Origin of the sequence: Streptomyces sp. NPDC059166, from assembly GCF_042755185.1 — a bacterium.
In the GTDB taxonomy this organism is placed as follows: domain Bacteria; phylum Actinomycetota; class Actinomycetes; order Streptomycetales; family Streptomycetaceae; genus Streptomyces.
In genome coordinates, this window is sequence record NZ_JBHZCI010000014.1 from 48397 (window position 1) to 59099 (window position 10703).

12 protein-coding genes are annotated in these 10703 nt (G+C 72.5%); all 12 read left to right on the forward strand.

Annotated features, from left to right (window positions below; genetic code table 11):
- Positions 1-253 precede the first annotated feature (253 nt).
- The 12 genes from ACFXOA_RS13095 to mmuM all read left to right on the forward strand — a co-directional run bounded on the left by ACFXOA_RS13095 (position 254) and on the right by mmuM (position 10675).
- Entirely contained in the window at positions 254-859 is a 606-nt protein-coding gene (locus tag ACFXOA_RS13095) for a hypothetical protein (protein WP_385026102.1), read from the forward strand.
- Positions 860-1650: 791 nt separating this feature from the next.
- Positions 1651-2643 (forward strand): MBL fold metallo-hydrolase, encoded by a 993-nt coding sequence (locus ACFXOA_RS13100; RefSeq protein WP_385026105.1) that lies wholly within the window; start codon positions 1651-1653, stop codon positions 2641-2643.
- Between the two features lie 54 nt (positions 2644-2697).
- Positions 2698-4092, forward strand: coding sequence for an ATP-binding protein (locus tag ACFXOA_RS13105; RefSeq protein WP_385026108.1), 1395 nt, complete (start codon positions 2698-2700; stop codon positions 4090-4092).
- Positions 4089-4511, forward strand: coding sequence for a roadblock/LC7 domain-containing protein (locus tag ACFXOA_RS13110; RefSeq protein WP_385026111.1), 423 nt, complete (start codon positions 4089-4091; stop codon positions 4509-4511). Before ACFXOA_RS13105 ends, ACFXOA_RS13110 begins: the two co-directional genes overlap by 4 nt.
- Complete coding sequence (locus ACFXOA_RS13115; protein WP_385026114.1) at positions 4508-4861, forward strand: DUF742 domain-containing protein; 354 nt, start codon at positions 4508-4510, stop codon at positions 4859-4861. The genes ACFXOA_RS13110 and ACFXOA_RS13115 overlap by 4 nt, the downstream gene beginning before the upstream one ends.
- Positions 4839-5453: an ATP/GTP-binding protein gene (locus tag ACFXOA_RS13120; protein WP_385026117.1), complete on the forward strand. Its 615-nt coding sequence runs from the start codon at positions 4839-4841 to the stop codon at positions 5451-5453. The genes ACFXOA_RS13115 and ACFXOA_RS13120 overlap by 23 nt, the downstream gene beginning before the upstream one ends.
- On the forward strand, positions 5450-6691 hold the full coding sequence (locus tag ACFXOA_RS13125) for a cytochrome P450 (protein ID WP_385026120.1): 1242 nt from the start codon (positions 5450-5452) through the stop codon (positions 6689-6691). The genes ACFXOA_RS13120 and ACFXOA_RS13125 overlap by 4 nt, the downstream gene beginning before the upstream one ends.
- Before the next feature lie 128 nt (positions 6692-6819).
- A complete protein-coding gene (locus ACFXOA_RS13130; protein WP_385026123.1) occupies positions 6820-7224 on the forward strand; it encodes a cell division protein SepF in 405 nt (134 codons plus the stop codon).
- Positions 7225-7523: 299 nt separating this feature from the next.
- Positions 7524-7883, forward strand: coding sequence for a nucleotide pyrophosphohydrolase (locus ACFXOA_RS13135; RefSeq protein ID WP_385026126.1), 360 nt, complete (start codon positions 7524-7526; stop codon positions 7881-7883).
- 130 nt (positions 7884-8013) lie between these two features.
- Complete coding sequence (locus ACFXOA_RS13140) at positions 8014-8550, forward strand: DUF6099 family protein (protein ID WP_385026129.1); 537 nt, start codon at positions 8014-8016, stop codon at positions 8548-8550.
- Positions 8551-8659: 109 nt separating this feature from the next.
- Positions 8660-9583 carry an LLM class F420-dependent oxidoreductase gene (locus ACFXOA_RS13145; protein ID WP_385026132.1) on the forward strand — a complete coding sequence of 308 codons (924 nt, stop codon included), beginning with the start codon at positions 8660-8662 and terminating at the stop codon, positions 9581-9583.
- A gap of 159 nt (positions 9584-9742) precedes the next feature.
- Positions 9743-10675, forward strand: coding sequence for a homocysteine S-methyltransferase (gene mmuM, locus ACFXOA_RS13150; protein WP_385026136.1), 933 nt, complete (start codon positions 9743-9745; stop codon positions 10673-10675).
- The last annotated feature ends 28 nt before the right edge of the window (positions 10676-10703 follow it).

Consider the following 10703-nt stretch of genomic DNA (forward strand, 5'->3'; position numbering starts at 1 on the left):
AAGCCCTCCGCCGCCGTGGGCGGCTGTGGGCCCCCGTCACCCGGGCGCCGGGGGGGTGCCCTGGGGCATTTGGGGGTGGGTGGGGGGGGTTGGGCCCCCCCCCCCACCACCCGTCAGTCGTATCCGGGGCCGCCCGCAGTCGCCCTCGCCGGTACAGCCCCCCGAGCCCGTGGCCGTGCGCGCGTGGGCGCGGTGGGGGTGTCCCGGAGAGGGCGACTGGTCTCGTACAGGTTCGTCGTCCATACTGCCCGCCGTGGAGCAGCGCATAGATTCGACGACGAAGCCCGAGTTCGCCGCGGGGACGGACCCGGCGTACATCCCCGGCCTGACGGCCCCTGCCCCCGCGCGGACGGAGGCGGAAGCGGACCGGGCGGCGCCCGACGGTTCCGAGGAGCCGGGCACCCCGGAGCCCGCGGCCGCTCTCGCCGGGAAGGGGGCTGCGGACGCCGTGGAGGACGCTCCGGAGGACGCCCCGGTGGCAGCCGAAGGTGCGGAAGCGGACGGCGAGGCGGCGGCCACGGCCGAGCGGGAGGCCGCTCCGCAGGCCGAGGCCGACGGCGGGGAACCCGATGGTGAGCACGGGCCCGTGTTCGAGGTCAGCGACCGGCGCGGGTCCATCAGGGTCGATGCGGACGGCGTCCGCTTCCGGCTCGACGACCAGGAGGCGGAGTTCGACTGGTCGGAGATCGGCGCGGTCGAGGTCAAGACCGGCCGCTTCGGGCGCCGTTTCACCGTGACGGTCCACCTGTCGAGCCGCCGGTGGTTCAACGCGGAGGTCGAGGCGGGAGCCCGGAGCGAGCTCAAGGGGTGGACCGCCGAACTCGACGCGGTCCTGGACGCCCACTTCGAGGAAGCCTGACCTGTCCCGTTCCGTGCCGTGTGCCGGGCCCGGCGAGGGCCCGGCACACGGCACGCGTCGCTCCGCCGTGTGACCTCCGTCCCGGGAGTGGGGCGGTCGTGGGCGGACCATGGCCGCGCGCCTGACCGCCGTCCCTCCGGATGCCCGTGGGCAGCTGTGAAGTGGGTCGCGGCCTGAGAGGCCGCCCGGCGGCCGCAGGGATGTCCCGCCAGATGACTGCGGGCGGTTTCGAGTAGGCGGATTCAGGCCACGCGGCGGCGCCGGCTGGTCATGGCTCCTGCTGCCGGTGCTCGGCCCGCGGCCGGCGGTGTTCCCTGCGGCCTCGGGGGTGAGGGCAGTGCCGCCCTGGCGCGGGGCCCGAACGCGCCGGTCGGAAGCGCCCGGGCGTTCGTTCCGCGGGCGGGCGGGCGGCCTCTCGTCCGTGCGCTCGCCCTCTCGTCCCCGAGCACGACGGCCTCCGTCCGCGAGCACGTCGGCCGCAGGGGGCGCGGTGCTCGGGAGGTCCGCTTCGGCTTGATCCACTCGACGACTGTTTTCGGCCATGCTCGGTGGGTAGTCGGGGGTGATCCGGTTCGGCTGATCCAGCGGGGGTACTCGGCGCTGGACAGGGTCACATGGGGTGAAATCCCGCCACTCGCGCGGTAAGTCCCCTGCGAGGCCGCTCCACGGTGACCCCGGACGGTCACCGACGCCCAGCCGTCGCCCTCACGGGAGGGCGATTTTCAGCCAGAGGCAGCGGCCGGTGGCTGACTTCGAACGCGCGACCGGTTCGGGGTCGGCATAATCGCCCCATGTCGATCACGGGCGGGGACATCGTTGACCTCGGCACGGGCCTGTACGCCTGGATGCCGCCGAAGCGTGGCTGGGGCCTCGCCAACTGCGGCCTGCTCGTCTCGCCGCGCGGCGCGCTGTGGATCGACACCCCCTACGACCCGGTGCTGGCCGGGGAGTTCCTCGTCGAGAGCCAGAAACGCCTGCCCGACGGGGTGAGCGTGGACCGTGTGATCGTCACCCATGCCAACGGCGACCACTTCTGGGGCGCCGGAGTCCTTCCGGACGCCGAGATCATCGTGACCCGGGAGGCCCGGGAGCACATCCACTACGACCCGACCCCCCAGCAGCAGCACGCCCTGGTGGCCGGAAGTGATCCCTCCACCCCTCTCGGAGCCTACCTCGGCCGCCACTTCGGGGGCTTCGACTGGTCGGCCACCGAGGCCGTGACGCCGACGACCTACTTCACCGGGGAACTGGAACTCACACTCGGGGACTACGCGGTCCAGGTGTCGTCGCTCCCGCCCGCGCACACGGCGGGCGACCTGATGGTGTACCTGCCCTCCCAGCGCACCGCGTTCAGCGGTGACGTCATCTTCTCCTCCACCCCGGAGCAGCCCGGCGACCACCCGGTGCACTGGGCCGGCCCGCTGGCCCATGTCATCGACGCGTGCGAGCGGGTTCTGGCCACCGGTGCGGAAGTGATCGTGCCCGGCCACGGTCCCGTGCTCGACCGCGCAGGGGTGCGCGAGCACATGGCCTACCTCGACCACGTACGCGAACGTGCCCACGCGCTCCACGCGGCAGGCGTTCCCGCGACCGAGGCGGCCCGCCGGGTGATCGCCGAGGGCCGGTACCCGGCACTCGGCCTCCCGGAGCGGCTCGTGGTCACCATCGGCAGTGAGTACCGGCACCTCGACGGCTCGGAGCTTCCCGGTGTCCTCGACGTGATGGCGGAGGTCGCCGCCGTGGCGCGGGAGATCGAGCCACCCCGTGAGGGTGGCGCCGCGTGACCCCGTGCCGGGCGGGCCGCCGCCCGTCCCCGACGACAGAATCGCGGTGACGCCGTGCTCGCATGGATCGTGGCCCTCGCCGCAGTGATCGTGGCGATCTGGTCGACGGCACGTACACATCAGGCCAGGAAGGACGCTTACGGGGCGCTGGCGCGCGTCGAACTGACGGAACGTCAGGCCCGGGCCGCCGAGGCCCGGACACTCGCCCTCACCGAGGAGATCCGCCAGCTCGCCCGGAAGCGGATACCCGCGGCCGCGACGGCGCTCTCGCACCGAGCCGCACCGGTGCCCGGGCTGCGCGAGGCCGCGGACATCGAGGGCGACGCCGCGCGGCTTCTGACGCTGGCGGTCGAGGCCGCTCGCACGGCGGTCCTCGAGGAGCGCGTACGGGTCGACGCGGCGGCGCGGTCGGCCATGCGTGGCACCTCCGCCAAGATCCAGTCGCTTCTCAACCAGTCGCAGCACCTGCTTCAGGAACTCCAGCACGAGTACGACGACCCGAGGATCCTGCAGCTCGACTTCCGCAACGAACTGGCGCTGCGCCGCACCCAGGCCACCGCCGTCCTGTGCGACGCCTGGCCGGGACTCGCCCGGCAGAACTCCTCCCTCATGGAGGTGGTCCTGGGGGCCCAGTCGCGCGTCGCCGGGTACGAACGCGTCAAGGTCGCCAACCACCTGCGCCAGGAACGGCTGGCGCTCGTCGCGCGAGTGTCCGAGCCCCTGGCGATCGCCCTTGCCGAGCTGCTGGCCAACGCGACCGCGTACTCGCACCCGGACACCGAGGTGCCGGTGACGGTCCAGCAGACCCCGGGGCGCGGCGCCATGATCATCGTCGACGACGCCGGGATCGGCATGGACGACGACGCGCTCAAACGCGCCCGCGCGCTGTTGTCGGGCCCGTCCGAGGTGCTCCTCACCGAGCTGGGTGACCCGCCGCGGACCGGCTTCGCCGTCGTCGGGCGGCTCATCGAGCGCTACGGCTTCAGCTGCCACATCGAATCGTCCCCGTACGGCGGAATGCGCGCCATGCTGCGCGTCCCGGCCCACCTGCTGACCGTGATCGACGACGACCGCACCCTCTCCGTGCTCGTACCCGAGCCGGTGCGGGCCAGGCCGGCCGGTTCCGAGGACCCCGGATCCCCGGCGCCCGCCACGGACCCCGCGGAGACGGCGGTGCCCGCCGCGGACGCACCGGTGGACGAGGGTGCGGCGCGTCCGGGCGAACTGCCCACCCGGCGCCGCAGAACACGCAGGACCGGCCTCGCACAGGCCGCCCCCGCCGAGCCGCAGACGGCGGAGGCACCCCCGCTCAGGACGCCCGAACAGGCCGGCGCCGCCTGGTCCGCCCTCCAGAAGGGCACGGTCAGCGGCAGAGAGGCCGCACCCGCGCCGCCTGAGCAGGTTCCCTCAGCATCCCCGTCGGACGACCAAGGAGAAGACGAGACGTGAGCGCCACCCCCACCGCCGGTGATCTCGCCTGGGTGCTGACACCCCTGCTCGAACTGCCCGGTGTGCAGCACGCCGTGGTCGCCACCGGAGACGGTCTCGTCGAGGGCGCCTCACCCGGCCTGGACCGCGCGTCCGCCGAACGGGTCGCCGCGATGACCGCCACCCTGCACGCGGCGGCCCGCGCCTTCACCACGGCCTTCACGGACGCCGAGGCCCCACGGCTGGCGCAGACGGTCGTGGAATCCGACCTCGGCTTCGCCGTCGTCGTGCCCGCGGGAAAGAACACCACGCTCGCCCTGTTCGCGGCCCCCGACGCGCATCTGGGGAACATCGCCTACCAGATGCAGGTGCAGGTCACCGCGCTGACCCGGGCGATGCACGCCCCCACCCGCCAACCGGACGCTGCCACCCGGCCATGACCGCCGGCCCAGGGCGCCGCCTGATTCCCGCCTATCTGGTCACCGGTGGCCGCTCGGCGTCCACCGGCCCCGCGCTCGACCGGCTCGCCGTGCTCGTGCGCACGGAGTCGTCCGTGCCGGCGAACGCCGGCTGGGAGCAGCGCAGACTCTGCGAGCTCCTGGAACCGGGAGCCCTCACGGTCGTCGAGTGCGCGGCTCATCTGGAACTGCCGGTCAGCGCGACGGTCTTCCTTGCCACGGACCTCGTGGCGGCAGGACTTCTGCACGCTCGACCACCGATACCCAGCGCCGGTGAGATCGACCGGTCGCTCGTCGAGAGGCTGCTCGTTGGACTCCGTTCCCTCCACTGACCGAGGCGGTGTCGGCTACTTGCCGAGCGCCGCCGAGACCCTGATGAAACTCGTGGTCACGGGCCCCTTCGGCGTGGGCAAGACCACCCTGATCCGTACCCTGTCGGAGATCCCGACCCTGCACACGGAAGAGGCGATGACGCAGTCCAGCACGGGCCTCGACGACACCGCCGGACTTCCCGACAAGAGCACGACCACCGTCGCCGTCGACTTCGGCCGTCTCACCGTCCAGGACGACCTCGTGCTCTACATGTTCGGCACCCCGGGCCAGGAACGGTTCTTCCCCCTGTGGGAGGACATCGCCCGCGGTGCTCTCGGCGCCCTCGTCATGGTGGACACCCGCCGGCTCGAGGACTCCTTCGCCGTCATGGACATGGTGGAGGAGCAGGGGCTCCCCTACGCCGTCGCCGTCAACCGGTTCCCCGACGCCCCGGCTCACGCGGACGAGGTCCTGCGCAAGCACCTCGACCTCGACGCCGGTACCCCGCTCGTGCAGTGCGACGCCCGTGAACGCGAGGGCGGCATCAACGCCCTGATCGCCCTGGCCGAGCACGCCCTGAACAGCATGTCCGCGCCCCAGGAACAGCCATGACCACGCCCCCGTCCATCAGTTCACCCTCACTTCTCGAGCCGCTCGCGCTGTACGGACCGGACTTCGCCGCCGATCCGCACGGCCACTACCGGCGGCTGCGCGACCAGGGGCCGCTGGCCCGGGTCCGTGTCGCCCCGGGCATCGACGCGATGCTGGTCACCGACTACCACGCCGCCGTCGACCTGCTGCGCGACACCGAGACCTTCTCGAAGGACCCACGCGCCTGGCAGGCGGACATCCCCCCGGACTCGCCGGTGCTGCCCGTGCTCGGGCACCGGCCCACCGCGCTCTTCAGTGACGGCGAGGTCCACACCCGCTACCGCGAGGCCATCAACGACACCCTCGCCCTGATCGAACCCCACCTGCTGCGCGCCGAGGTCGCCGGCGTCGCCCAGCGGCTGATCGACGGCTTCGCCGCCTCCGGCACCGGTGATCTCATCGCCCAGTACGCCCGGCGGCTGCCGCTCCACGTCTTCACCGCCTCCTTCGGGGTGGCGCCCGAGGACGCCGACCGGGTGGTCCGCGGCACCAGCGGGATGATGGACACCGCTGCCGACGCGAAGGCGGCCTACGAGGATCTCGTCGACGTAGTCTCCTCCCTCGTCGCGGCCAGACGCCGCAGGCCCGGCAGGGACCTCACGACCTATCTGCTCGACCACCCGGCGGGCCTGGACGACGACGAGGCCGTCCGTCAGATCACGCTGATCATGAGCGCGGGACACGAGCCCACGACCAATCTGATCGGGAACGCCCTGCTCGGCATGCTCGCCGCCCCGGCGGGCGGCGGTTCCCTGCACGGCGGCGCGCTGACGGCCCGCGAGGCGGTGGACGAGGTGCTCTGGCGCGATCCTCCCATCGCCAACCTGGGGGCGCACTTCCCGCGCCACGACACGGAGTTCCACGGCGTCGCCCTCCGGGCCGGACAGCTGGTCCTGGTCTCCTACGCCGCGGCCAACACCCAGTCGCTCTCCTCCGTACGGGACCCGGCGGTGCGATCCGGGGACGGTGCGCATCTGTCGTGGTCCGCCGGTCCGCACCGCTGCCCCGCCAAGCAGCCCGCGCTGCTGATGGCGATGACCGCGATCGAACAGCTCACCAGCCAGCTCTGCGACCTGGAGCTGGCGGTCGAGCCGGGCGAACTGGTCTGGCGTCCCGGCCCGTTCCACCGGGCCCTGGCCCATCTCCCGGTACGTTTCACCCCCCTCGCGACGACGTCCGGCGAGGGCGGCGTGCTGTGACGCATACGTCCGATCACGGTCCCACCCGTGTCGGTGGTACGCCGAACGGGTGAGGGGCGAGAGAATTGCCCGATGAACAGCGAGCGCAGCCGGCGCACGGCCAACCGGCATACGGACGGGGTGGTCCTGTGAGCAGGTACGACAGGTACGACAGGTACGACGCCACCGACGAGCAGTGGGAAGGGCTCGCCCAGGTCGTGCCCCTGAGGGGCCGCAACGAATGGCCGTCGCGGGTCGACCACCGGACGGTGCCCGACCGGGAGTCGGCCGAACAGCGGCGCATGGTCGTCCTGCGGGTCCAGGTCTTCGCGGACGCGCGCGAGGTGGCCGAGTACCTGGTCGCCCAGATCCCGGTCCTGCTGGACCTCACCGGCGCCGAGAGCGACGTGGCCAAGCGGATCCTGGACTTCAGCAGCGGTGTCGTGTTCGGCCTCGGCAGCGGGATGCACCGGGTGGACCGCAACGTGTTCCTGCTCGCACCGGTCGGCATGGAGGTCGAGGGGGTCGCGGCCGCCGGTGTGACGCAGCCGTAGGCGGGACGGCCGGCAGGAGCGGCCCGGCCCCGGTCATGGCCGGCCACCGAGGGCGGCTGCTGCCGCACCCTGCCCCTCGCAGCAGTCGCCCCGTGCCCGCCGCTCGCCCCGCGCCTCCGCCCCTCCCGCCCGGCAGGAGGGGCCCCGCAGGGTGGGAGACGCCCCGCAGGGTGGGAGGCGCCGGGTGTGACCGCACCTGCCGGGCGTCACGCGCGTGGACGCCGCCGGTGGCGCCGGGCGTGGGGCGGCAGGGCAGCCGGGCCAGCCGGGCCGGTCGCGAAGTGGTAGAACCTGGCGGTGTGACAGAACTGGATGTGGCGCAACTGCAGCGGCGACTGGCCGACTTCGCGGCCTCCCGGGCATGGGAGCCGTACCACACGCCCAAGAACCTCTGCGCCGCCCTGAGCGTCGAGGCGTCCGAACTCCTGGAGATCTTCCAGTGGCTGACACCTGAGCAGTCGGCGCGGGTGATGGACGACCCCGCGACGGCACACCGCGTCAGGGACGAGGTGGCGGACGTGCTGGCCTATCTGCTGCAGTTCTGCGAGGTCCTGGACATCGACGTCCTCGCCGCGCTCGCCGCCAAGATCGACCGGAACGAGACCCGTTTCCCGGCCCCGGGAGCGGTTGAGCCGGAAGATCGTCACTCTTCGGAGTGATCGACTTGTCCACAATCCGATCACTGTCCACAGATTTCCGATTTCCTCTGGCTTTCATGTGCCGCACACCTCACTGTGGGTAATGAAGAGGTGAGCGGATTCGTTCATGTCTCGGTGACGGGGGAATCGCATGGAAGCGGAGCGGCTGATCGAGGCGGGCCGGAGCGCCCTGGCGCAGAGCCGGGGGGTGCCGGCCGTCATGGCGGAGGCGTGGCAGGCCCAGGCTCTCGCGAGGGCGGTCGGCGGACAACTGGCGCGGAGCGGGCCGGTGGAGTTGCGGACGGAGGCGCGCGGGCTGAGCGAGACCTGCGCTCTGGGCAGCGCGGCACTCGACCATCCGATGGTTCCGTCCGGAAGTGTGCGGGCCTCGCAGCTCACCGAAGTGAGCCATGTGGCACGCGCGTTGAGCTCTCTCGTGCTCCTCCTCGGGGAGGCGGGGATCGCCCTGGTGGGCGTCGCCTGCGGCACGGAGGAGGAAGGGCTCTACTGGCAGTGCATCGAGGCGATAGACGCCGTCGACGAGTCGGTGGACCGGGTCCACGGGATGCTGAGAAGGCTGGCCGAGCACACCGGGGACAGGGAGCGCGCCCGCGAGCCGGACCGGGAGCGCGACGGCCCGCACGGGGTCCTCGGAGGTCAGGCAGGATCAGCGGCGGGACAGCCGTGAGCGGGCGGCCGTGAGGGTACGCCCGGCTGGAGCGGCCAGGACTGGACCAGCCAGGAGAGGAAGGCAGGGGAGACGGGGCTCGGCTGTCCCGAAGGTGCAGGATGGAGGCATGGATCTTCGAATCTTCACCGAGCCCCAGCAGGGGGCGAGCTACGACACCCTGCTCACCGTCGCCAAGGCCACCGAGGACCTCGGCTTCGACGCCTTCTACCGGTCGGACCACTATCTGCGCATGGGCTCCGGGGACGGACTGCCCGGCCCCACCGACGCGTGGATCACTCTGGCCGGACTGGCCCGCGAGACCAGCAGGATCCGCCTGGGCACCCTGATGACGGCGGGTACGTTCCGTCTGCCGGGGGTGCTGGCCATCCAGGTCGCCCAGGTGGACCAGATGTCCGGCGGCCGTGTCGAACTGGGCCTGGGTGCGGGCTGGTTCGAGGAGGAGCACAAGGCGTACGGCATCCCCTTCCCGAAGGAGAAGTTCGGTCGTCTCGAGGAGCAGTTGGCGATCATCACCGGCCTGTGGGAGACGGAGACGGGCAAGACGTTCAGCTACGACGGCACCTACTACCAGCTCGCCGACTCGCCCGCACTGCCCAAGCCCGCCCAGGCGAGGGTGCCTGTCCTGATCGGGGGGCACGGGGCGGTCCGCACCCCCCGGCTCGCCGCCCGGTACGCCGACGAGTTCAACATCCCCTTCGCATCGATCGAGGACAGTGAGAAGCAGTTCGGCAGGGTGAGGGACGCGGCCGTCGCGGCCGGGCGGGGCCCTGACGACCTGGTGTACTCCAACGCCCTGGTGGTGTGCGTCGGCAGGAACGACGCGGAAGTGGCGAGGCGCGCCGAGGCCATCGGACGGGAGGTCGAGGAGATCAAGGCGAACGGACTTGCCGGCTCGCCCGCCGAAGTGGTCGACAAGATCGGCCGGTACGCGGCCATCGGCTCCTCCCGCATCTACCTCCAGGTCCTGGACCTGCACGATCTGGAACACCTGGAGCTGATCTCGTCGGAGGTCCAGTCGCAGCTGGGCTGAGGACAGGCCGCCTGCGGGCGGCGCGCGGCCCGCACGTACGGAAGGCGGAGGCGGAGCGGACGAGACAGGGGGACGCGGCAGCGCCGTCTCGCGCGGGGCGCGGGGCGCGCGGGAGAGAGCCGGCCGGTCCACCGGTACCGGCCGGCGGAGAGGAGGATCGTGGACACCACCCCGACGGCGGAGGGCCTGGCCGGCCGGACCCTCGGCGAAGCGCTCGCAGAGGGCACCGTCCTGCTGGACGGCGGTCTCTCCAACCAGCTGGAGGCGCAGGGCTGCGACCTCTCCGACTCCCTGTGGTCTGCGCGCCTTCTGGCCGACGCACCCCACCAGATCGAGGCCGCGCACACGGCCTACGCCCGGGCCGGTGCGCAGGTGCTCATCACCTCCAGCTACCAGGCGACCTTCGAAGGGTTCGCGCGGCACGGGATCGGCCCGGACCGTGCCGCCGCCCTGCTCGCCGGCAGTGTCGGGGCCGCCCGGCGGGCGGGTGCGGTGGCCGGCCGCGAGCACTGGGTGGCCGCATCGGTCGGTCCCTACGGGGCGATGCTCGCGGACGGCAGCGAGTACCGCGGCCGGTACGGTCTGACCGTCCGGGAACTGGTGCGCTTCCACCGGCCCCGGGCACGGACGCTGGCGGAAGCGCGCCCCGACGTGCTGGCCCTCGAGACGGTCCCGGACATCGTGGAGGCCGAGGCGCTGCTGGAGGCCGTCCGGGGGCTCGACGTGCCGGTCTGGCTCTCGTACAGCATCAAAGGGGACCGGACGAGCGCGGGGCAGCCCCTGGCCGACGCCTTCGGGCTCGCCGCCGGTGTCGAGCAGGTCGTGGCCGTCGGGGTCAACTGCTGTGATCCCGACGACGCGGACCGTGCGGTGGAGGTGGCCGCGGGTGCGAGCGGAAAACCCGTCGTGGTCTACCCGAACAGCGGGGAGAGGTGGGACGCTGGCGGCCGGCGCTGGACGGGCGGGGAAACCTTCGAAGCGGACAGGGTGCGGGGCTGGCAGCGCGCCGGAGCGAGGCTCGTCGGGGGCTGCTGCCGGGTAGGTCCGTCCGCCATCGCGGCACTGGCGGACCGGCTGGCGGCGGGAGGGTGAAAATACCTGGTCAGGGTGGAGCGACCGC

What these genes read in the sequence shown, in the direction of transcription:
- ACFXOA_RS13140 (WP_385026129.1), top strand. Translation starts at nt 8,014, where the DNA reads ATGGAAGCGGAGCGGCTGATCGAGGCGGGCCGGAGCGCCCTGGCGCAG.
- ACFXOA_RS13125 (WP_385026120.1), top strand. Translation starts at nt 5,450, where the DNA reads ATGACCACGCCCCCGTCCATCAGTTCACCCTCACTTCTCGAGCCGCTC.
- ACFXOA_RS13145 (WP_385026132.1), top strand. Translation starts at nt 8,660, where the DNA reads ATGGATCTTCGAATCTTCACCGAGCCCCAGCAGGGGGCGAGCTACGAC.
- ACFXOA_RS13115 (WP_385026114.1), top strand. Translation starts at nt 4,508, where the DNA reads ATGACCGCCGGCCCAGGGCGCCGCCTGATTCCCGCCTATCTGGTCACC.
- ACFXOA_RS13100 (WP_385026105.1), top strand. Translation starts at nt 1,651, where the DNA reads ATGTCGATCACGGGCGGGGACATCGTTGACCTCGGCACGGGCCTGTAC.